This window comes from Prevotella sp. oral taxon 306 str. F0472, from assembly GCF_000257925.1.
In the GTDB taxonomy this organism is placed as follows: domain Bacteria; phylum Bacteroidota; class Bacteroidia; order Bacteroidales; family Bacteroidaceae; genus Prevotella; species Prevotella vespertina.
Map to the genome: position 1 here is coordinate 182,709 of NZ_AJIN01000011.1, position 23,767 is coordinate 206,475.

At 36.6% G+C, this 23,767-nt stretch carries 14 protein-coding genes; 11 read left to right on the forward strand and 3 right to left on the reverse strand.

The window, feature by feature from the left end; genetic code table 11:
• The first annotated feature begins 1,027 nt into the window (after positions 1-1,027).
• The 11 genes from gyrA to HMPREF9969_RS01870 all read left to right on the forward strand — a co-directional run bounded on the left by gyrA (position 1,028) and on the right by HMPREF9969_RS01870 (position 16,025).
• The gene (gene gyrA, locus HMPREF9969_RS01820; protein ID WP_009434111.1) at positions 1,028-3,610 is read left to right on the forward strand and encodes a DNA gyrase subunit A; all 2,583 of its coding nucleotides are present in this window, start codon (positions 1,028-1,030) and stop codon (positions 3,608-3,610) included.
• A gap of 255 nt (positions 3,611-3,865) precedes the next feature.
• Positions 3,866-5,125 carry a tetratricopeptide repeat protein gene (locus tag HMPREF9969_RS01825; protein WP_009434145.1) on the forward strand — a complete coding sequence of 420 codons (1,260 nt, stop codon included), beginning with the start codon at positions 3,866-3,868 and terminating at the stop codon, positions 5,123-5,125.
• A gap of 89 nt (positions 5,126-5,214) precedes the next feature.
• On the forward strand, positions 5,215-6,339 hold the full coding sequence (locus tag HMPREF9969_RS01830; RefSeq protein ID WP_036894618.1) for a tetratricopeptide repeat protein: 1,125 nt from the start codon (positions 5,215-5,217) through the stop codon (positions 6,337-6,339).
• Between the two features lie 37 nt (positions 6,340-6,376).
• Positions 6,377-7,543, forward strand: coding sequence for a tetratricopeptide repeat protein (locus tag HMPREF9969_RS01835; protein WP_009434227.1), 1,167 nt, complete (start codon positions 6,377-6,379; stop codon positions 7,541-7,543).
• Positions 7,533-8,849, forward strand: a complete 1,317-nt coding sequence (locus tag HMPREF9969_RS01840; protein ID WP_009434105.1) for a DEAD/DEAH box helicase — start codon at positions 7,533-7,535, stop codon at positions 8,847-8,849. The genes HMPREF9969_RS01835 and HMPREF9969_RS01840 overlap by 11 nt, the downstream gene beginning before the upstream one ends.
• A 215-nt stretch (positions 8,850-9,064) precedes the next feature.
• Positions 9,065-10,135, forward strand: a complete 1,071-nt coding sequence (gene serC / locus HMPREF9969_RS01845) for a 3-phosphoserine/phosphohydroxythreonine transaminase (RefSeq protein ID WP_009434201.1) — start codon at positions 9,065-9,067, stop codon at positions 10,133-10,135.
• Positions 10,136-10,234: 99 nt separating this feature from the next.
• Positions 10,235-11,152: an NAD(P)-dependent oxidoreductase gene (locus tag HMPREF9969_RS01850; protein WP_009434071.1), complete on the forward strand. Its 918-nt coding sequence runs from the start codon at positions 10,235-10,237 to the stop codon at positions 11,150-11,152.
• A 90-nt stretch (positions 11,153-11,242) separates the two neighbouring features.
• A complete protein-coding gene (locus HMPREF9969_RS01855) occupies positions 11,243-12,490 on the forward strand; it encodes a DUF1015 domain-containing protein (RefSeq protein WP_009434129.1) in 1,248 nt (415 codons plus the stop codon).
• Positions 12,491-12,510: 20 nt separating this feature from the next.
• Positions 12,511-13,104, forward strand: coding sequence for an IMPACT family protein (locus HMPREF9969_RS01860; protein WP_009434226.1), 594 nt, complete (start codon positions 12,511-12,513; stop codon positions 13,102-13,104).
• Between the two features lie 19 nt (positions 13,105-13,123).
• The gene (locus HMPREF9969_RS01865) at positions 13,124-15,508 is read left to right on the forward strand and encodes a TonB-dependent receptor domain-containing protein (RefSeq protein ID WP_009434143.1); all 2,385 of its coding nucleotides are present in this window, start codon (positions 13,124-13,126) and stop codon (positions 15,506-15,508) included.
• 106 nt (positions 15,509-15,614) lie between these two features.
• On the forward strand, positions 15,615-16,025 hold the full coding sequence (locus HMPREF9969_RS01870) for an energy transducer TonB (protein WP_036894621.1): 411 nt from the start codon (positions 15,615-15,617) through the stop codon (positions 16,023-16,025).
• Positions 16,026-16,124: 99 nt separating this feature from the next.
• Here HMPREF9969_RS01870 and HMPREF9969_RS01875 read toward each other — a convergent pair whose 3' ends face one another.
• The 3 genes from HMPREF9969_RS01875 to HMPREF9969_RS01885 form a co-directional block, all read right to left on the reverse strand.
• On the reverse strand, positions 16,125-16,586 hold the full coding sequence (locus HMPREF9969_RS01875) for a DNA-binding protein (RefSeq protein ID WP_009434106.1): 462 nt from the start codon (positions 16,584-16,586) through the stop codon (positions 16,125-16,127).
• A 789-nt stretch (positions 16,587-17,375) separates the two neighbouring features.
• Complete coding sequence (locus HMPREF9969_RS01880) at positions 17,376-20,258, reverse strand: PD-(D/E)XK nuclease family protein (protein ID WP_009434185.1); 2,883 nt, start codon at positions 20,256-20,258, stop codon at positions 17,376-17,378.
• A gap of 66 nt (positions 20,259-20,324) precedes the next feature.
• Complete coding sequence (locus HMPREF9969_RS01885) at positions 20,325-23,621, reverse strand: UvrD-helicase domain-containing protein (protein WP_009434077.1); 3,297 nt, start codon at positions 23,619-23,621, stop codon at positions 20,325-20,327.
• Positions 23,622-23,767 lie beyond the last annotated feature (146 nt).

Consider the following 23,767-nt stretch of genomic DNA (forward strand, 5'->3'; position numbering starts at 1 on the left):
ATAATATATTATATATTATAATAAAACTTTATCATCCCAGCACCTGACCAGATATACCCCGACCAACCTTAATGTAATTTGTAATTTGTAATTTGTAATTTTTGGGGCAGTGTATTTTTGTGTTATTTAGTTTGCAAAGGGGCAATTATCCTGTAAAGTGTCAGGCTGTTATCATTTATCAATTGTTTGTAATCATCATAATTACAGAAAGTTAACTTGTAAATAACATTTTTTATACGCTTTGAATTTTGTATTTTTGATTATATTTTGTATCTTTACAAATACAAAAGGGGGCAAAGGTAATCACACAAGTCACAAATCACAAAATCATAATAAGGAATTTCAATACAACGAAAAGGAGAGTCCATATAATATAATACCTTATTAATAAATAATAATATATAATGTCTTTCAGTAGTATCAATAAAACGGAAAATCCTTAATATGAATTGTGATTGTTGTGATTGTTATGATTGTTATTGCAATCTATTGGAAGGGCAGAATCGTTGAACGAAATATTACACAGAGGTAAGTGAGTCATTGACAGAGTTTTATGGCGCAAGTTGCATTAGTATGTATTTTTTTTATGCCCATTTTATTGTTTTCAGAAAGATATTATTTATCTTTGTAATCAAATTGAGCAATCTATATCACCGACCATTTACACCAGACTATCTTATGAGAAACGGAAGTGCAAAAGTTTACTTGATGCCATCAGATTGCATGGTCATTGATAGACGATTACCTATCCTGCAGATGCTGAAAACATGGAATAATAGTGTAATATTATCCTTGTCATGGCGATTTAATGTAAATCCTAAAAAGAAATAAACGCTTCAAAATAATAGGTCTTGATAACATTTTTTCGTTATAAGCCCTTTGTGGTATCAAAAAATATTCGTATCTTTACACCTTGAAAAAGTACGAAAACGGCTCAGAAAGGAAATAAAGGCTATTGTGAGCAATTTTAGCCTTATGGGGATGAGCTCGTTAAAGTGATAGAAATTTATAACAGAAAAAATATATAATGGACGAAAATCAGACAATTGATCAGGACAGAATTATGAAGATCAACATCGAGGAGGAGATGAAAAGCTCCTACATCGACTACTCAATGTCGGTGATTGTGGCACGTGCCCTCCCTGATGTTCGTGACGGTTTTAAGCCTGTTCACCGCCGTATCCTCTTCGGTATGCGTGGTATCGGTAACTTTAGCAACCAGCCTTACAAGAAGTGTGCCCGCGTTGTCGGTGAGGTACTTGGTAAGTATCACCCACATGGTGACTCTTCTGTTTACGGTGCGCTTGTGCGTATGGGACAGGACTGGAATATGCGCTACAAGTTGGTTGATGGACAGGGTAACTTTGGTTCTGTCGATGGTGATTCTGCTGCTGCGATGCGTTATACTGAGTGCCGCCTCTCAAAGATGGGTGAGCACGTTATGGACGATATCGAGAAGGATACGGTTGACATGGTCAACAACTTCGACGATACGCTGCGTGAGCCTGCTGTAATGCCTACAAAGATTCCTAACTTGCTTGTAAATGGTGGTAATGGTATTGCTGTGGGTATGGCAACTAATATCCCTACGCATAACCTTGGAGAAGTTATTGATGGTTGCTGTGCTTATATTGACAATCCAGAGATTTCTACCGATGGATTAATGGAATTTATCCCAGCTCCAGACTTCCCAACAGGTGCATATATTTATGGTCTTCAAGGTGTTAAGGATGCCTATGAGACTGGTCGTGGCCGTGTCGTAATGCGTGCTAAGGCTGAGATTGAGAGCGATGAGAACCACGATAAGATTGTTGTGACAGAGATTCCTTACGGAGTTAATAAGCAGCAACTTATTGAATATATTGCTGACCTCGTGAAGGAAGGAAAGTTGGAGGGTATCTCTAACGTTAATGACGAGACGGGCCGTCAAGGTATGCGTATCGTTGTTGATGTGAAGCGTGATGCCAATGCAAACGTCATTCTGAATAAGCTTTTCAAGATGACAGCATTGCAGAGTTCTTTCTCTGTAAACTGTATCGCATTGGTAGCGGGTCGTCCACGTCTGTTGAGCCTTCGTGAGTGCATTAAGTACTTCGTAGAGCATCGTCATGATGTAACCATCCGCCGTGCACAATTCGACTTGAAGAAGGCACAGGAACGCGCACATATCTTAGAAGCACTGATTAAGGCTTGTGATAATATTGATGAGGTTGTCCGTATTATTCGTGCCAGCAAGACACCTTCAGAGGCACAAAGAAACCTTGAGAAACGTTTTGACTTCGATGAGCTTCAATCAAGAGCTATCGTTGATATGCGTTTGTCACAGCTTACAGGTCTGCGTCTTGACCAGTTGCATCAGGAGTTTGAGGAATTGATGCAAACCATCAAGGACTTGCAGGAGATTCTTAATAACCCTGAGCGTTGTAAGGAAGTGATGAAGGAAGAGTTGCAGGAGGTTAAGGAGAAGTATGGCGATGACCGTCGTACAGAGATTATCCCTGATGAGCATGAGTTTAATGCTGAGGACTTCTATCCTAATGACCCTGTTGTTATTACTATTAGTCACCTTGGTTATATTAAGCGCACTCCGCTTGCAGACTTCAAGGAGCAGGCTCGTGGTGGAGTAGGTTCTAAGGGTGCTCGCACACGTGAGAAGGACTTCACCGAATATATCTATCCAGCAACAATGCACCAGACAATGCTGTTCTTTACTCGTAAGGGACGCTGCTACTGGATGAAGTGTTATGACATCCCAGAGGGTGATAAGAACTCAAAGGGACGTGCTATCCAGAATATGCTCTCACTTGAGCCGGGCGATTCTGTTAACGCATTCTTGCGTATTCAGGGCTTGGATGATGACGACTTCCTCGATTCTCACTATGTAGTATTTGCTACAAAGCAGGGTATCGTTAAGAAGACTTCACTCCGTGCTTACTCACGTCCTCGTACCAATGGTGTGATTGCTATTAACATCAATGAGGGAGATGAGGTTGTAGACGTTCGTCTTACAAATGGCCATAACGAACTTATCATCGCTGACCGCAATGGTCGTGCTTGTCGCTTCGATGAGTCAAATATCCGTACTATGGGCCGTGTGTCTACAGGTGTACGTGGTATGCGTCTGGACGAAGACGGGCAAGACGAAGTTGTTGGTATGATTGTTGTTAATGACCCTGTTAACGAGACGGTTATGGTAGTATCTGAGGAGGGCTACGGAAAGCGCTCACAGGTAGAGGACTATCGATTGACTAATCGTGGCGGTAAGGGTGTTAAGACGCTGAATATCACGGATAAGACTGGTAAACTTGTTGCTATCAAGAACGTTACTGATGATAACGACTTGATGATTATCAACAAGAGCGGTATTGTTATTCGTATGTCGGTTGCCGAATGCCGTGTAATGGGTCGAGCAACACAAGGTGTGCGCCTAATAAACCTCGCTAAAAAGAATGATGTTATCGCATCTGTATGTAAGGTGATGAGTTCTGAGATGGAATCACAGGTTGAGGATGATAGTCGTGAAGACCTCCCAAATACTGATGAGGATATCAAGGGAGAGACATCATCCGCAGCAGATAATACAGAGGTGACACCTGTTGATTTCGAGTGAACAAGTTAACGAGTTGACGAGTAAACGAGTTGACAAGTTGACGAGTTGCTTGTTTCAAATCTCATAGAAACAACGGTAATCATAATTATGAATTTTGAATTCTGAATTATGAATTAAACAAGTTGCTTGTTTCAAAGCTCATAGAAACAACGGTAATCATAATTATGAATTATGAATTCTGAATTATGAATTAACATAGGATTCTGAATTAAGAATTAACATAGAATTATAAACCTTTTAATAAAGATCACTAATATGAAAAAGTTAATGTTCGCAGCATTGATGTTACTAAGTACATCTGCTGCATTCGCTGGTGACAGCGAGCCACTGAAGGCAATCCTTAAGGCACAGAGCTACGCAGAGGCTGCTGAGCTCGTTAAGGCTAACCTCGGCCAGCTTACAGACAATGCTGAGAAGGCAAAGGCTTATGACAAGCTCTATCAACTTGCTATGAAAAAGGTAAGTGCAGAGCAGGGTGTTCAGCTTGAGAACCAAACTAACCAGCAAATGGGTAAGGAAGGTAACAAAGCTGTTGATGAGAAAGGTCTCTATGAGGCTGTAGGTCAGGCTTTCGATGCCGCTGAGGAGATTGTTAAGTATGATAATATGCCTAACGCAAAGGGTAAGGTTAAGCCTAAGTATACAGGTATTGCTGATGAGCTCTATCCACTCCGTGGTCAGCTTATTAATGGTGGTATCTTCTATCAGGGTGCTAAGGATGATGCAAATGCTTATAAGTATCTTGCTCGTTACGTAGACTCTGCTGATGAGCCAATGTTCTCAAAGTTTGATAAGTCTAAGGATGAAAACTTGAATGAGATTGCTTACTTCGCAACTTATTATGCTTATCAGAATAAGGATTTCAAGAAGGCTGAAAAGTATGTATCTTATGCTTTGAAGAGCAAAGATCGTGCGAAAGATGCTCAACAATTACAGCTAGCCATCTTAGGTTCACAACTCAAGACACGTCAGGATTCTTTAAATTATGCTGACAAGCTCGCTGGTATTTATGCTCAAGACCCTGAGAATGATGCAGTATTGACCACATTGACTTCTACTTATAGTGCACTTGGTATGCAAAATAAGGCTGAAGAAATCGTAAATTCAGCATTAGCAAAGAATCCTAACAGTTATGGTGCATTAGTAATGATGGGTCAGTTTGCAAGTCAAAAGAAAGACTATGAGACAGCAGCTAATTACCTTTCTAAGGCTTTGGAACAAGCAAAGGATGACAATGCAAGGATTGCTATCAATGCTTCAATTGGTCAGTGCTGGTTCTATAAGGCTCAAGAGCGTGTAGCTGCTGTTAAGGGAGTTCTTTCTCCAGCTGCTCGTGCTCAGTTTAATGAGGTATATAACAAGGCTATCTCTTATCTTGAGACAGCAAAGAAACTTGACACTCTCAAAGAGCAAAAGTCTTCATGGGCTTATCCTCTTTATGGATGCTACTACTTTGTAAAGGGTGCTCAAGCTCCTGAGACACTAGCAGCAGCTGCTGACGCTGGTGTACAATAATCAGCAGTAATAAATCCTCTCTTATGTGTAAGTTATCTTCTTAGGTAATATACATAAGAGGGGAATTTTTTTTAACTAAAATGTCATAAATGAGAAGGCTACTAACACTATTTATATGTGCGTTATTCTGCATTCAAATTGTAGAAGCACAAGATATGCATAAGCAAGCGGAGTCTTTTAATCGCCTAGCTAGGAACGCTTTTTCCAAAATAGAGAAACAATCGGATAGGGATTCTATTACCATTTTTAAGACAGTTGTTGATGGGGTAGAATATTCACTGAAATGTGATGAGTTTGATAGAATGCCTAATCGAAAAGGAAAAATCTTACCAGAGTATGAGGAGGAGAATAAGAAACGTTTGTCTATATTGCATCCAATGCTGATTGATGCAGGGAAATATTTTTATAAAAAGTCTTATTTAAAGCAAGAGGGGATTGATGCCCTGAAGCTCTATTTAGAAACTAGAAAATCGCCATTAGTAAAGGACAATGTAGACGAATCAGGGGTTGCTGCATATTATTTAGCTTATTTTTATTTGAAATCTCGTAATTTAAAGATGGCTAATGAGTATGCTGATATAGCCATGCAATATGATGAGAGTGCCCAAGCCTCAGCAGAGATAAAAGCTCAATGTATGCACGATCAAATGGTAAATGCTGAAGACTCTCTTCGTTATTTATCAGTTATACAGAGATTGTATCGTTCAGATCCAACAAATGAAACCTATTTTTCATGGATTATGAAATTTTATCAGAATCCAACTCCAAGATTTAATTTAGAAGATTTTGTAGATGATTGTTTAGAAAATAATACAAATTCTATTGTACCTTGGATTTTAAAGGGAGAGATAGCTATGCGTGCCGAACGTTGGGAAGAGGCAATAGATGCGTATAGGCAAGCGGATGAGATCGATCCTAGCAATATCCCAGTGGCTTATAATATAGGGGTATGTTTGAATAGTTTAGGGATGGTTTTACGTGATTCTGTCTTGGCAAAACGAAAGAAGGGAGATAATGTTTCGGATAATGAGTTTATGACAGTCTTTGCACAGGCTCGCACCTATTTAGAACGTGTAAGGGCAAAAGATCCACGTCGAAACAAAGTTGATTGGGTGGCACCGCTCTACCTAACTTATACAATACTGAATGATAAAATAAAGGCTGAGGAATTAGAGCCTTTAGTAACGAAATATCAGAAGAGTGAAAACGATTAAGGTTCTTATATTATATATTTGTTTTGTTTTACCATCTATGTGTTACGCACAAAAGAAACAATTACAAACAGTGCGTGACCAGATAAAGTCTGGTAAGGAACTCTCAAAAGCCGAAGGAACACTTCGCGGACTATTAGTAGATTCAACGTCAAGAAATAATCATAAGATATGGTTACTATTATGTGATGTTCTAACAAAACAATACGAGCAAGGGAATGAAAAGCTCTATCTAAAACAAAAATATGACACAGCTGCTTTCTTCTCAATAACGAAACGATTGTATGAGACGATGTCTAGCTTCGATTCTATTGATGCACAAGCTGATAAAAGAGGGCTGGTTCATCCTAAATACAGGGAGAAACATGCTTCTTTTTTAAATTCTATTCGCCCAAATCTATTTAATGGAGGTAGTTATTTCATCCATAAAAATGATTATAAAACAGCATTTGAGTATTACCGTGATTATTTATTATCTGCTGAGTATCCACTTTTTACCGGATATAACTATTTGCAAAGTGATGCTTTGATACCTCATGCTGCTTATTGGTCAATGTTTTGTGGTTATAAATTAGGAGATGCTGATAAGATTATGCGTTTTAAAGACTTGGCAGAACGTGATACTTCTATGCTTAATTTTGTTAAACAATATGAGGCCGAGGCTTATTGGATTCAGAAAGATACGACTATGTATGTAAAGTCGCTGCAAGAAGGGTTTAAGCAATACCCTAATTTTGCTTTTTTCTTTCCTAGGCTTGTGGAATATTATACTAAAAAAGGTGAACATGATTCTACACTTGTTATATCAGAACGAGCCTTAAAAGCTGATTCCACTAGTTTATTATTTATGTTTGCTAAGAGTACAGCTCTTCTTAACCTAGGTAGATATAATGATTGTATAAAGATTTGTAACGATATAATTAAGAGAAATGACGCTTATGTAGATGCCTATTATAACATTGGATTAGCTTACTTTAATCAAGCCATAGAAATGAATAAGGATAGGCAGCAATATAGGAGTAAGCGTGCAAAGATTATTGAGTTATATGGATTATCTCGCCCTTATATGGAGAAATTTAGGCAGTTAGCACCTGATGATAAAGGGAAATGGCTGGCACCATTATATACTATTTATTTGAATCTCAATATGGGCAAGGAATTTGATGAAATTGATAAGATAAGAAAAGAGGTTAAATATGAACAATAATAATGTTATAGATAAGCTAGGTCTCCAACTGAATGAAATGCAAAAGGCAACGGAAGAGGCAGTCCTTTATACAGGGAAAGATGTTGTCGTGATGTCACCTACGGGGTCAGGTAAGACTTATGCTTATCTGCTTCCATTAATTCAACGTCTAAACGCTAATTCTGATGAATTACAAGCAGTTGTCTTATTGCCTGGACGTGAATTAGCACTTCAATCTGCTATGGTTTTAAAAGATATGGGAAGTGGATTAAGAGCAATGGCATTATATGGTGGTAGACCTACGATGGATGAGCATCGAGTGCTTAGAGATGTTAAACCCCAGATAGTATTTGTAACCCCTGGTCGATTAAATGATCATTTAGACAAGAAAAATCTTAATGCAGAAACGATTAAATGGTTAGTAATTGATGAGTTTGATAAATGTCTTGAACTTGGTTTCCAGGGAGAGATGATGAGTATTCTCAATAAATTACCGAATATAGAACGACGAATCCTACTCTCTGCCACAGAGTCAGAGTCTATCCCTGCCTTTGTTTCTATGGGTAGAACCATTTATCTAGACTATAGAACGGATGATGATAATATTCCAGATAGGGTACATCTTTATACGGTCACAAGTCCAGAGAAAGATAAACTTGATTCGCTTAAACGACTCTTACTTTCGTTGGGGAATGAAAGTACAATAGTATTCTTAAATTATCGTGAATCTGTAGAGCGAGTAGCCACCTTCCTAAAAGAGAATGACTTTATCGTGAGTTGGTACCATGGTGGTTTGGAACAAGATGAGCGTGAGGTTGCACTTTATCGTTTCTCAAATGGCTCTGTTTCTATACTTATAAGTACAGACTTAGCTTCTCGAGGATTGGATATACCTGATGTTGATAATATCATTCATTATCATATACCAGAAACAGAAAATAATTATATTCATAGAGTAGGGCGTACAGCTCGTTGGGATAAGGAAGGAAGAACTTTCTTTATTCTCGGACCAGGAGAAATGTTACCTGAATATGTTAGTAAGGAGAACGAAGAATACCAACTTCCGACGCATCTTCCTAAACCTTCTTTGCCACGCATGGCTACTATATATATAGGTAAGGGGAAAAAGGATAAAATCTCCAAGATAGATATCGTAGGTTTCCTTTGCAAGAAAATAGGTTTACACTCGTCAGAAATTGGAAAGATAGATATTAAAGACAGGTATTGTTATGTAGCTATTGACCGAACAAAAGTAAAAAAGGTTATTTTGGCTTCTAAAGGACAGAAAATTAAAGGAATCAAAACAATAGTGGAAGAAGTAAGGTGATCGTTTTAACAAAACGTCACCTTCTCTTTAATTCTGTTTATTTACAAGTTTACTACAGGCGTGTAGTATTTGATATATTTTATCTTTGTTTATTTGGAAGTACCAAAATAAAAACGTATCTTCGCACACATAAAGCCATAAGAAGTTAGAGATTTAATACTGAAGTAAGAATAATAACTATACAACTTAAGTCAAACTTAAACTAAACAGATCAGATGAAGAAGTATAACTTTAATGCGGGTCCTTGTATCCTTCCTAGAGAAGTGATTGAGAATACTGCAAAACAGATTTTGGATTTCAATGGTATTGGACTATCTTTGGCAGAAATAAGCCATAGATCAAAGGACTTCCAACCTGTAATTGATGAAGCATCAGCTTTAGTTAAGGAGCTTTTAGACGTTCCTGAAGGTTACTCCGTACTTTTCTTGGGTGGTGGTGCTTCACTTGAGTTCCACATGATTCCAATGAATTTCCTTGTAAAGAAAGCTGGTTATCTGAATACTGGTGTTTGGGCAAAGAAAGCCATCAAGGAAGCTAAGATGTTGGGTGATGTTGTAGAAGTGGCATCTTCTGCTGATGATAATTATACTTATATTCCAAAGGGGTATGAGGTTCCAACAGATCTTGATTATCTTCACATCACTACCAATAATACCATTTATGGTACAGAACTTCACAATGATCCTGATGTTCCAGTACGTCTGATAGGTGATATGTCTTCAGACTTTTTGAGTCGTCCTGTTGATGTAGCAAAGTATGATTGTATCTATGGTGGAGCACAAAAGAACCTTTCAATGGCTGGTGTTACATTCGTTATTGTAAAGGATGACGCCTTAGGTAAGGTTGATCGTCAGATTCCTACAATGCTCGATTATCGAACACATGTAGATAAGGGCTCTATGTTTAATACTCCTCCTGTTGTACCAATCTATACAGCATTGGAAAATCTTCGTTGGGTGAAGGCTCAAGGTGGAGTAGAAGCAATGGCTAAGATTGCGAAGGAACGTGCTGACCTTCTTTATGGTGAAATCGATAGGAATAAGCTCTTCCGTAGTACTGTTAAGAATGAAGAAGATCGTTCTTACATGAATATCTGTTTCGTTCTTAATGATGAGTACAACGACCTTCAGCAAGAGTTCTTTGACTTTGCAACGGCTCGTGGAATGGTTGGTATTAAGGGACATCGCAGTGTTGGTGGTTTCCGTGCTAGCTGTTATAACGCTCAAACAATAGAAGGTGTTCAAGCTCTTGTTGATACAATGAAAGAGTTTGAAGCTCAACATTAATAACATTGTTGAATCTATAATTCATACATATCAGACTTGGCTAAATATAGTCAAGTCTGAATCTAATCTTTACTAAAATTATACCTAAACATAGAAGCTATGAAGATTTTAATTGCAACTGAAAAGCCATTTGCAGCTGCTGCTGTAAAGAATATAACATCAGAGTTAGAGGGTGCTGGACATGAAGTACTCCTATTAGAAAAGTATACAGATAAAGCTCAATTATTAGAAGCTGTAAAGGATGTCGATGCGATGATTGTTCGTTCTGACAAGATTACACCAGATGTATTAGATGCTGCTAATCAATTGAAGATTATCGTTCGAGCTGGTGCTGGATATGATTCTATTGATACTAAATATGCTAAGGAAAAGAATGTTGTTGTTGAGAATACTCCTGGACAAAATTCTAATGCAGTAGCGGAGCTTGTCTTTGGTATGTTGGTATATGCAATCCGAAACTTCTATAATGGTAAGTCTGGTACAGAGTTAAAGGGTAAGAAACTTGGAATACTTGCATTTGGAAACGTTGGTCGTAATGTTGCACGTATTGCAAAGGGCTTTGATATGGACGTTTATGCTTATGATGCATTCTGCCCAGCCGAGGCAATCGAAGCCGCTGGAGTTCATGCTGTAAAGACACAAAACGATTTGTTCAAGGTTTCTGACGTTTTGTCATTACATATTCCTGCTACACCAGATACTATTAAGAGTATTAATTATGAAATGGTTAATCAACTTCCAAAGAAAGCAATCTTATTGAATACCGCACGTAAAGAGGTGATTAACGAAGAAGAACTCTTAAAGTTGATGGCTGAGCGTGAAGATCTTAAATTCATCACAGACATCAAACCTGATGCTGACGAAGAGTTCTTGAAATTCACTGGGCGTTACTTTTCTACACCAAAGAAGATGGGTGCACAAACAGCTGAAGCTAACTTAAATGCTGGTGTAGCAGCTGCAAAGCAAATCAATGCTTTCTTTGAGACAGGTGACACTACTTTCCAAGTAAATAAGTAAATCTTAAACAAAACAAAGAATGATAGCCTAGAATAGTAATCATAATTTCTAGGCTGTCATACTTTTATTTACCTAAAAACCTAGAAAACAATGGCTATTATTAAACCGTTTAGAGGTGTTCGTCCTCCTAAGATGTTAGTTGAATCAATTGCAAGTCGTCCTTATGATGTACTAGATTCTGAAGAAGCACGCATGGAGGCGGGGGATAATGAGAAGAGTTTATATCACATTATCAAACCAGAGATTAATTTTGAATCTACTATAGATGAGTCTGACCCACGAGCTTATGATAGTGCAATAGAGCACTTCCAGAAGTTTCAAGATAAAGGCTGGTTAGTTCAAGACGAGAAGGATTGTTATTATATATATGCACAGACCATGAATGGTAAAACGCAGTATGGACTTGTGGTTGGTGCCTATGTTGACGATTATCTGAATGGAAATATTAAGAAGCATGAGCTAACACGCCGTGATAAAGAAGAAGATCGAATGAAGCATGTTCGTGTTTGCAATGCGAATGTAGAACCCGTATTCTTTGCTTATCCAGATAACAATGTATTGGACTCATTGTTAAGTCGCTATGCACAAACAACTCCAGAGTATGATTTTGTTGCACCTGACGATGGATTCCGTCACCAGTTTTGGGTTGTTAGTGATAAAGCTGACATCGATACGATTACCGAAGAATTTAAGAAGATGCCAAGTCTTTATATCGCAGACGGACACCATCGTTCAGCTGCTGCAGCCTTAGTAGGTGCAGAGAAAGCGAAGAATAATGCAGGACATAAAGGCGATGAAGAGTATAATTACTTCATGGCTGTTTGCTTCCAATCTAGTCAATTAACCATTCTAGACTATAATCGTGTAGTTAAGGACTTAAATGGCATGGAAGTTGCAGAGTTCTTGCAAGCATTAGAGAAGAACTTTATTGTAGAACTAAAGGGAGAGGAAGAATATCGCCCTACCAAATTACATGAGTTCTCCTTATATATTGATCATAATTGGTATAGCTTAGAGGCAAAACCAGGTACATACGATGATACCGACCCTATAGGTGTGCTTGATGTTGACATCTCTAGTCGTTTGATCCTAGACGAACTAATGGGTATTAAGGACCTCCGTTCTGATAAACGTATTGATTTCGTTGGTGGTCTACGTGGACTTAAGGAGCTTAAACGTCGTGTTGATAGTGGAGAAATGCGTTGGGCACTAGCACTTTATCCTGTCTCTATGCAACAGATTATGGATATAGCTGATAGTGGAAAGATCATGCCACCAAAAGCTACTTGGTTTGAGCCAAAGCTACGTTCTGGTCTTGTGATTCACAAGCTAGATTAGGCGATGGTTATTATTATTGAATGGACAACGATAAATATAAAACAATAACAGAAAAAGCAATAGGTGAGGGATTTTACTCTGAAAGTCGGAGTAAGTTCCTCGCTTTTGCCCATCATGTAGACTCTGTTGAGCAAGCTTTAGAGATAGTAAAAGAGTATAGAAAGAAGTACTATAATGCGCGCCATTGCTGTTATGCTTACAGGATCGGCTTCCTAGGAGAAGAATTCCGAATGAATGATGACGGGGAGCCATCATCTACAGCAGGTAAACCCATTCTAGGACAAATAGATAGCAATGGATTGACAAATACTCTTATTATCGTTGTACGTTATTTTGGTGGAGTCAAACTTGGTACAAGTGGACTAATAGTAGCTTATCGGGAAGCATCATCCGACGCCATTGCTCATTGTGACATCGAAGAAAGATTTATAGAAGAGCAGATTAAGTTTACTTTCTCCTATCCAATGATGAATGCAGTCATGAAGATAGTAAAGGATATGAATCCACGAATCATCAATCAAGTGTTTGATAATACTTGTGAGCTAACCCTCTCCATTCGCAAATCTTATGCAGACGAATTGAGAACCCGTCTGAACAAATTATCTTTTGAGTAACAAGTATTTATTAAAGACTATGAAGTCTCTTTTGAAAGTAATCTTATCTTGTATTGGAATACTATATTCTATCTCATTGAGTGCACAGAATAATACAAGTGGAAGGATTGTTGATAAGCAAAGTAAGGGAATTGATGCCGCTGTTGTTATGCTAATTTCTTTACCTGATAGTATCCTTATAGAAACGACACTTACTGATGATAATGGAGACTTTCAACTTCCAGAGCAAACAGGACATTTCCTTTTATATATAAGGGCATTAGGTTATAAAGAATTTAAGAAAGATATAACAATCACCGCATCGGAGATTCTTCCAACTATCCAGTTAGAAGCAGATAATGTTGTCTTGAAAGATGTTGTCGTTACAGCTCGCAAGTCACGCCCATTAACTAGCTTATCTAATGGTAAATTACAGATAAATGTGGCACAAACTTATCTTACCGATATCGGAAATGCTTTAGATGTTTTAAAGCATTCACCCGGAATATCGGTAAATAGTAAGGGAGATATATCTTTAGCTACCCTTGGAGGAACCGCCATATACATAAATGGAAAGAAACTTATGTTACAAGGAGAAGAGCTTTCTGCTTATCTTCGCTCTCTACCCTCATCTAAAATTACTCGCATAGAAAGTTCTACTAATCCTAATGCGAGTTTTGGTACTGATGGTGCAGGAGGAGTTATTAATATTATCTTGAAAAGCAATGAAAGAACTGGTACCTTCCTTACAACTTCACATAGTTTGTCTTACTGGAAGAACATAAGACAAAACTCTGATATTTCTTTCTCCTTCAATAAAAGCAAATGGCAATTAGGTTTAAACTATAGCCATAGCTTAGGACATTATGCAATGGAGTATGGCTTTGAGAAAGTTCAAGGTGGCAATAAAAGTATATCAGAAACATCTGATACCGATAAGCGGAACACTTACTCTGTAGGTGTTGATTTCTCTTGGCAACCTAATCAAAAGAATAAATTGTATTTTAATAGTACGATGAATCTGCTTGTTGGACCTGGTCTGACAGAGACAACAACACAGGTATATAATGGTACTTCTACGTTAGATGGAATCCTAAAGGCACGCAATGACTATGTAAAGCAGAAGACAATTCAATACAATAACAGTATAAACTATCTATACCAACCATCAGAGAGTCGTCAATTATCTTTTTCTGTTGATTGGACACACTTTGATGGTAAAGCTCGTTGCAAACAACCCAATGATTATTTTTCAGCTAATAACATACTTATTCGTTCTGATTTATTCTATTCTCAACCTGATAAAGATATTGACATTTATGCCTTATTAGCTGACTATAAATATAAACCTAATGCACAGAATGAATGGCTAATAGGTGCTAAGACTTCATTGATAAAGAGTAATAATATCTTTCTTTTTAAAAAGAATGAGCTAATAGACTCACAACGCTCAAACAGATTTAAGTACAACGAAGATAATATTGAGACTTATGTGCAATACACACTCTCTTTGAATAAACTAGAGTTAAGTACTGGGCTACGTATGGAGTATATGTATACCAATAATAAGCTACACTCTTATGCTAACCAGTTGATAGAAGAAAATAATCGAAGGAAGTTGAATCTATTCCCCAACATATCAGTATCTTATGCTTTCAATGATAAGAACAAAGTAGCTCTTTCATACAGTAGGCGACAAGATAAACCTCGGTATGAAGATCTAAATCCTTTTGAATATTTATTAGATGAGTTATCTTATTGGAAAGGCAATCCTTTTCTTAAGCCTCAGATAAGCAATAAGATTATACTGAACTACACATGGAGTAGTTTATCTTTAAGCTTATATTATAATAAGCTAGATGATTACTTTACATCACTTACCGATGTATTTGAGCATAACAAGACGATAATGACAACTAAAAATATAGGGACACAACATCAGATAGGACTAGAAGCGGTCTATTCTAAGCGTCTTACTTCATGGTGGGATATTAATTCCAACATAGGATTTTACTATTTTGATAATAAGTTGAATTACGAGAACTATAAGCAAGAATATAAACGTCCATCATGTTTCTTATCCGCAAACAATAATTTCCATTTACCTTTGGGTATCAACCTAGAGCTTTCAGGACGATACTATTCAAAACGTCAAGGAGGAAGTTATGAAGTGAATAAGTCAACAGGTGGTTTTGATTTAGACTTAAATAAATCATGGAATAATAATCGTTTCCGCCTCTCACTATTGATGACAGACCTGTTACATACAGAGCGTTGGGATAGCTATGGAATAAAAGATAGCTTGGATCTATCGTCTTGGGGATATGGAGAGAGTCGGAAGATCATGTTGCGTTTCACTTATAGTGTTGGTAAACAAAAGTTTGAAAAAGAAGAGAAGAATCTTGAAGAATTAAAGCGATTGTAACTTCTTATTCTCTTAGAAATCTTTACTTTCGTAGTAGTTTATACTGATAGAGTTCTTACCGATTCTCAAAGAACATATCATCCAAACCTAATAAAAAAGAAGCCAAATGAAGAAATTTATATTCATATTATTTCTGTTTTTAGTGACGGATACGACTATAACTCAAGCATTCAGTAGCTTTCAAAATGATTTCGTAGAAAATGGAAAGAAGGTCTACACAGTTGTTGAAGAGATGCCAAGCTTTAAAGGTAACGTTAATACTTGGTTAATATCCCACCTTCGTTTTTCCAAAAGGATAATTAGAGAAGGAGTATATGTAAGAGTGATGGTAAAGTTTATTGTAAAGTCAGATGGCAGATTGTCTGATTTTAGTATTTACAGAAGCACTAACCATGAGCTTGATACGAAAGTACTTCGTGTAATGAAGAAGATGCCTAAATGGAATCCAGGAAAGCATAATGGGATTCCCGTTTCATGCTATTATATCTTGCCAATTATGCTGTGCCCAAGATATTGATTCTACATATATTATAAATAAAAACAGGAGGTAAACAACTACACGTAGTGTTTACCTCCCATTCGATTAGAGTAAAGCAACATTCACATCATGAATGGCTTAGGAATTAGCTACCGGGCCGTTTTCCTCTTCTTTCTTGTCAGGCTTAGGTTTAGTCGGCTTCTCCTTCTTTCGTAGAGGATTATCCACTTCCACTTGTAGATTCTTTAAAGCCTTACTCACAGAGTGTTTCCATGTCACAACAATGCGAGGCTTTTTCAATGAGGCGACGCTTACGTCTTTCTCATTGTTTTCCATCTTGGAGTGAATAACTGTTCGAAGGGAGAAGATGTCCCCTAAATCAAGTGATCCGCCTAGTTGTACAACCTCTTTGACAATGTTTCGTAACGTTATTAACACGTTATGCACATCGCCTTCGCTCAAAGAAGTCTCTCGAACAATACGCTCAATAAGCCATGTTGAAGAGAACTTGTTAGGAGCCTTAGGTACTGCACTAAAGGCTTTCTGACCTTTGTTAGGACCAACCCGATGGACTGATCTTTTAACTTTTAAGTAAATCATAAGTACGATTTTTTAAAAATTAATATATGAGGTATAACACATAGGTGCACACCCCGTTAATACTACAAAAATCTTATCATAAATCCTTCTTCACTTCTGAGCTGTAAAAGGCTCTTGTTCAGAAGAATTTTGTACTTTGACTTAAACGTTATTGTACTTAAACCTTAGCGTGAGTTGTACATTAACTTAAACGTCAATCGTACTTTAACTTAAACGCTAATCGTACTTTAACTTAAACTTGCTGGGAACTAAAATTATAGAAGTTCGTCAGGTTTGTTATTCTACATCATGGAGACTCATTAGGTTCTCCAAAGTCATTATACTTTATCATGCTAACCTCTCTTTCTTATAAAGGGAGATTACAACAATGACATTACTTATATTATTGCAATTACTTAATTGTAGATTCGTTTATTTAAACTCAGTTGTAAAAGAACGCTTTGTCTATAAAAGACTATAACAAATATTATTTGTATATTAAGTTGTATCTGTGACAAAGGTATAAATTTAGTTTGAAACGTCCAAATAATTAGAAACTTTTTTCTTATAAAGTTGATATAAATTGCGAAAATAACTATTTAATTCAATCAACGAGGCTTACCCCCTGTTAATAAGGGTAATAAGTACAAGAAAGAACATCAACTTAAACTATAAATCTTACATTAAAAAGAGAAACAAACATCCTCATTTATTCAACATATTTGTAGAATCGTTGAAAAGCTGAAGATGTTTGTTCATGTAAAATCAAATCAAAACAATAAGAATTGAATTATACTTATAATTAAACCATTATCTACCACACATTTGTTTATAGGGACAATAGGAACAAGCATTAAGATCTTCAGTAGGACTAAAAGCAATATTGCGATTAAAGAGATCCTCCAATTGTTGAATGAGATGTTCAAAGAAAGGTTCCTTATATTCCGTAACATCTGTTATTTCTTTCCCTTCCATCGACAATATTGGTGAATAATCATCGCCACCAGCGTGTTGAATAAAGAGTAATGCAGGGCTAACCGCATGATGCAAAGGATTAAGCTTATCATCATGCTCTGCTTCAATTAAGCTATAAAACATAGCTTGCATTGTATAGTCACTCTTCTTAAAAGCTACATTCTTTGGATCAAATACCTCGTCAATAGATTTCAGTGGTGCTGCAACTCTACCACCAGTTTTATAATCTACGACTCGTAATTGTGCCTTGTCACTATCTGAAAAGACCTCATCTAGTCGATCAACACGCCCGCCGACTCTTAACTTCTTTTCTGAATCCCCCACCTTGATAGTTATACTTCTATTCACATCAAACTCATGTGCAAGTACTCTTAAAGGTGCAGAGCGTTGGTCGATTCGTAATAACTGACGTAAATATTTCACGATGACTTCGCGGTTTATGAGCTGTAAACCATTTAGCTTGGGATAGGTTCTTGTTCCCGCTTCTTTATTAAAGAGTGTCGTGGCAAAGGCTTCATCAACAATATCCTCCAAAGTTAATTGTGAGTTACCTGATGTAATTGACTGTGAACTCTTACCTGTCTTTAATAGATCATCAATGTTCTTAGCTGTAATGATGTCTCTTGGTAGTAACTTTTCATACATCAACTGAGCTGCACAATGAAAGATGTTACCAAATAAACGTCCATCAATATCATCTTCTTCAACATCTTCTAATTCACTTATTCCTACAATGTATTTAAAGTAGAACTTTAAAGAACAACGAATATAAGTATTAATGGCAGTAGGGGAGAAACGACCAATCTCATCCAACTTATTCATGACAGCATCATCCTTATATACGATCTCTGTATCAATCCTCATCGGTTCTTGACCAGCCTTTAATGCAAGTCGATGAATTGGATGATTCCACTCCACCATTAGTTGTAACATAAAGCGACTCATCTCTCCAGTTTGACTACCTTGTGTGGAATTATTATACAAGAAGGTTACATCTTTTGCTCTTTGAATCAAACCATGGAAATAATAACTATAGATAGACACCTTGTTGTCAATGGTCGTTAGTCCATAAGCCTTACGAATCAAGTGGGGAATAAATGAGGCATCATCAACTCCCTTAGGCATATTACCTTCATTGCATGAGAGAACAAGGACATGATCAAAGTCGAGATTACGAGTTTCTAGTACGCCCATGACTTGCACGCCTTGAGCTGGTTCCCCATGAAAAGGAATGCTTGTTGTGGTAATGAGTTGATTTAATAATCTTCGGAAAATTATCTTATCAGCCTCAAGATCCCCACTTGACATTAAGTCGTATAGGCGTGTAAGTAAGGTGTACATTCTAAACACTGACTCCTGGAAAAGAGGATCTTTATTTACAGCTGCACCATTCATTCCAATGATACGGATAGCATCAGATAGCCAATGGACAAGTTCTAGTAAATGTTGTTTATCACTTTGATGATAAGTTAGTTGTGAAATTTCATTCACGTTTACATAAAACTCTTTTTCCTCCTTTATCTTTTCTACCAATTTCTCTGCCTCTGGAATTAGATATTTACCATACGGATGTCGTAACACCCTACTAAGATAACGTAGCCTATAACCCTGCTCCGATTGAGAGTAACCTTCTAATTGTAGTGCTAAGAGTTGCATTACCATGGAAGCAATAGGAGTTTGCTTTAAAGGGAAACCAGTTGTTATATTCAATGTCTTTACTTCGTCAGGGATACAATGGATAACAGTTTGTAATAAGTGTTCATCACATAAAACAATAACTGTTCGCTTGCCATCCTTATAACGATTGTCCTCTTTTAACCATTCTGTAATGTATCGAGCTTGCAGATTTTCTGTAGGAGCTGATATAAAATTTATTTGTTTATCATTCCCAAGGTTATCGTATATCTCATCGTTATCATTAGGCAAACTGTTCGGAAATTTATCCAACCATTGATGTATATATGTGCCAGCCTCGTTATTTGAGTTCATGTAATATCGATCATAATCCCAATAGAAACTTGCCTTATTATCTTTCTTTAAATGCTTGAATAAGTGCTGTTCGACTTTCTGTAGAACGTTGAAACCGATGAAAATGTAATGTTCATACTTTGTTTCAATAGAATTTTGTTCGGCTACATCTCTATATAGCATACCCTCATAAGCAAGCCCTTGTGAACGAAGTCTTTGCTTAAAGTTGTCATATATGTCCATCAGTCTAGCCCAAAGTGTGATAAACTTTTCACGAATACCCTCTGGGTTATCATCGAAATTAGCGAAGAAACGGCGTAATTCAGTCTTCTGCTCATTTGTAAGATAACTGACATCATCTAACTCATGCAAGTCTCTGATATTTGCAAAGACCATCTTTGTATCAGCCATGTTTTTATCGATGTCATCGAAGTCGGCTAATAGTAGTTGTCCCCATCCATAGAATTGATCTAAAGTTTCTTCAACATGACCTGTTACCTCTATGTAGCTCTTATATAAATCGCAAACACTTTTGATAGGATCGGCTACAGTTAGTTCCGAATGTTGACGGAAGAAATCTGATATTGTAATATAAGCGGGACTCCATATTGGCTTACCAGCTAGACGGGCTAGTTCTTGATTGAGGAATAAAGACGCACGTTTGTTAGGAAAGACAACGGCAATATGTGCCAAATCAGTTCCGTATTTATCGAGTAAATCTTTTGCTATATGTTCGAGAAATGATTTCATTTGTTTTGAATGATTGAATGATGTAAATACGATTTGTTACGATACTTTTAATGCTGAATAATACTACTATTGAGTAATATTGACTTCTTCAACTTCATTACGCATGACATACCACAAATAACCAGATATGTTCTTATGCCCCATACGTTTAAGTAATTCAATATATTGTTTTACTTGCTCATGATACTCTGTGCGTGGTTTACCAAATTTGAAATCAACGATAATTATTTCGTTTCCATCGGTCATAACGCGGTCAGGTCTATGTTCACGAACAACTCCATCTTGGTTGTCATATTCAATTATTGTACATTCATTGAATAATTCCCATCGATCAGAGAACCACGATTTAACTTTCTCATTTCTTAAAGCATTAGCTATTTTATTCCGTAGTTCTGCCGAGGTTACTTCATCATTATAAACAACACCTTGCAGTTCTAAATCCTTTAAACGTGGTTCTATATCTTCCTCCGTTAAAATGGTAGAAAATAGTTGATGAAGGATGTTACCAATCTTGATATATCGATTAGCGTCAGAAGGATCAACATCCTCACCTTTAATAAACTCTTCACTCTTATTACTTTGTCTGAACTCGGCAGGGTGGGGGAAGGTTTCTATTTTAATTAGCTTCGACTCTATAGTTTCACTGAAAGGATTTTTATTTAATAATTGATTATCAACTGGTTTTGTACTATTGTCAGCGTCTTTACATAATGTGCCAAACTCAAATTCTAATGGCTCTGACTCCTTACCATCGCAAAGTGTTGCACCATCCAACTTAGAGCTAAGCGACTCTGTTATTAGTTGTATTATTTGTGAGCGATTACTATTAGTGGGGTTGCTTTCAAGTTCTTTCAGTTTTTTATCCTTCATCCTTTTGCCAGAGATAAAGAGATTCTTACTAGCTCGAGTGAAAGCAACATATAAAAGATTCATGTTATCAACTATATTCTGCAAATGCTCCTCTTTATAGTCATCCTCAAAAATAGTTCCCATCATACTTTTCTTAGAGAAGTCGATAGGGATTAAAGGTAATTGATTGAATGGATCTTCCTTATCCTTACCATTACACCAAATGGTATTACCAGTGGTCTTTTCTAATTCCCAATCACAGAAGGGGATTAGAACATTATCATATTCCAAGCCCTTACTTTTGTGTATAGTAATAATACGTATACCATCAACTTCATCACTTTGTATAGTATTCTGTGACAAAGACTTTTCCCATTCTTCGATGAAATCGTCAATATCTGCAGGATTATCACGTAGATATTCATTCAATGTATCATAGAAAGCACATACATAAGCACTTTGTCCTTCAAGCTCTTTTAAACCGAACATCTCATAGAGTTGATCAACTAAATCTATCAATGATAAATTGGGTAATTGCTTGAATTGTTCAATATAACTGCTTGGCAAGTTTTTAAATATGTTATCTCCTGGCTGAACTAATATCTCATTACTATTGCTACTATCTTTTAGAACCTGCTGATGGTACAACTTTAACAACTTACTTGCTGTAAGTTTATCATCGGGATGTACTAGTAGTCGGAGGGCAAGAATAATTACATTTACAGCGAGAGACGCATCTAAGCGGAATGCTTCGTCTGAAACAATACTGATAGCACTACCGAAATGATGTTGAAAGGTATCAACTATATCTTGAATTACACCTTTAGTACGCACAAGAATTGTGATACTCTTTTGTCTATATCCTAAATCAAGTAGTTGTTGTACGTTATTTGTTAGTTCATTTAAGACATCTTCTTCGTAATTGTCAGAGGGAAATAGCTTTACACTGACATAACCCTTATGATTACTCTTTTTAGGTTGCTGAATAATCTCTTTATATGCCTCAGTAAGTTGTTCAAAATTACCAATATTATCTTGTTGTAATTCCTTGATAGATTGCTCGATTGCTAGAGTAAAGAATGCATTATTGAATAGGATAATATTTTCTTCGGAACGATAATTGGTATTTAAAGGTTTAATCGCTAATTGTTCTGTAGAGAACTCTTTTTCTATGTTGTTTAAGAGTCTCCAGTCTCCTTGTCTCCAACGATAAATACTTTGTTTGACATCACCAACAATCAGGTTATGAGAATCGCCCTGAGACATACAGTTAATAAGAAGTTTCTTAAAGTTGTTCCATTGTATTGTACTAGTATCTTGAAACTCATCTATCATGATATGTTTTAAATAAGCTCCAATCTTTTCAAAGACAAAAGGGGTGTCACTATCTTTCATTAAATTACTAAGTAAGGATTGTGTATTACTTAGCATAAATCTATTCATGTCTTTGTTTAGTTCGTCCACAGCTTCAGAAATAGAATGAAGTAAACGTAATTGAGAAAGATGTCTTAGTGTAAGGTTACATGATTGATATTCTTTCCAGTTGTTCAGACGATACTCTTCCAATAATTTAAGATTATTGCATAAGGACTTTGAAGCTAAATCTATAATAATTGTTTTAATTTCCTTTGGACACTTACCAGCAGGCCATTTGTCGGCATTTTCAATATAAGTTTGGACATACTGCGGGGCTAAATCTCCCGTTGGTTTATTTTGAGTTAATTTGCTGATATAGTTATAGATACCTTTTGTGCCACGATTAAACAAAGCTGGATTATCCAGATTAGCCTTACTAATTACTGACATCAACTCTTTTGCCATGCTAGTCAGTTTATTAGCGATGGTATTACGTCTTTTTCTAAGATCTTTTATGAAGTTATCAAAGAACCCTTCGTTATTAAAGCATTTGTCTAGAGCTTCCTTATTTTCCTTATAGAAGTCTTGAAATATATTTCTACCAAAGTCTTTAATTTGATCAATTACGTTCCATCCTTGATTATCTTCAATGTTTCTATCAATATAGTCACTAATCCATATAAGTACATCTTTTCCTTCCTCAAGGTCATTCACAAGATTATCAACAGCTTGAGCTTCTACTTGAGTATCATTGAGATCAATGCGCAGGTTAGCTGTAAGATTAAGCTCACGTGCAAGATTACGTAAAATCGCTTGAAAAAAAGCATCAATTGTTAATACACGGAAGTAGTTATAATGATGCGTAAGTAATGATAATGCTTCGGCTGCATTTTCACGAATAGTAATCTCTGGTAAATCGGTTTTTGTTTGGACTTGTTCAAAGTAAGGCTGTGATTCCTTTAGAGAATGGGCAATACCATAAAGCTGTGTAAGAATACGCATCTTCATTTCTTGTGTAGCTTTATTGGTAAAGGTAACAGCTAGTATACGACTATAATCCTGGGGATTCTTAACTACAAGTGTAATGTATTCTGAAGCTAATGTGAATGTTTTGCCAGAGCCTGCTGATGCCTTATAAATTGTTAGTGCTTTTTCCATGTTTGAATAGCTTAATTCTTGAGTATATAATAAGAACTCTTTTTGCTTTTAGTTGTTTACTCTTATCCTACAAATTTAATGATTATATTTCATTCAATTTAGCTTTTAATGTTTTTTAGACTATAAGTACCATTGAAATATAAGTA

Bases quoted from the DNA above. Each gene is read 5' to 3' on its own strand.
- HMPREF9969_RS01835 (WP_009434227.1), top strand. From the start codon at position 6,377: ATGTGTTACGCACAAAAGAAACAATTACAAACAGTGCGTGACCAGATA.
- HMPREF9969_RS01875 (WP_009434106.1), bottom strand. From the start codon at position 16,586: ATGATTTACTTAAAAGTTAAAAGATCAGTCCATCGGGTTGGTCCTAAC.
- HMPREF9969_RS01880 (WP_009434185.1), bottom strand. From the start codon at position 20,258: ATGAAATCATTTCTCGAACATATAGCAAAAGATTTACTCGATAAATAC.
- HMPREF9969_RS01850 (WP_009434071.1), top strand. From the start codon at position 10,235: ATGAAGATTTTAATTGCAACTGAAAAGCCATTTGCAGCTGCTGCTGTA.
- HMPREF9969_RS01885 (WP_009434077.1), bottom strand. From the start codon at position 23,621: ATGGAAAAAGCACTAACAATTTATAAGGCATCAGCAGGCTCTGGCAAA.
- HMPREF9969_RS01865 (WP_009434143.1), top strand. From the start codon at position 13,124: ATGAAGTCTCTTTTGAAAGTAATCTTATCTTGTATTGGAATACTATAT.
- HMPREF9969_RS01870 (WP_036894621.1), top strand. From the start codon at position 15,615: ATGAAGAAATTTATATTCATATTATTTCTGTTTTTAGTGACGGATACG.
- HMPREF9969_RS01860 (WP_009434226.1), top strand. From the start codon at position 12,511: ATGGACAACGATAAATATAAAACAATAACAGAAAAAGCAATAGGTGAG.
- gyrA (WP_009434111.1), top strand. From the start codon at position 1,028: ATGGACGAAAATCAGACAATTGATCAGGACAGAATTATGAAGATCAAC.
- HMPREF9969_RS01830 (WP_036894618.1), top strand. From the start codon at position 5,215: ATGAGAAGGCTACTAACACTATTTATATGTGCGTTATTCTGCATTCAA.
- HMPREF9969_RS01825 (WP_009434145.1), top strand. From the start codon at position 3,866: ATGAAAAAGTTAATGTTCGCAGCATTGATGTTACTAAGTACATCTGCT.
- HMPREF9969_RS01840 (WP_009434105.1), top strand. From the start codon at position 7,533: ATGAACAATAATAATGTTATAGATAAGCTAGGTCTCCAACTGAATGAA.
- serC (WP_009434201.1), top strand. From the start codon at position 9,065: ATGAAGAAGTATAACTTTAATGCGGGTCCTTGTATCCTTCCTAGAGAA.
- HMPREF9969_RS01855 (WP_009434129.1), top strand. From the start codon at position 11,243: ATGGCTATTATTAAACCGTTTAGAGGTGTTCGTCCTCCTAAGATGTTA.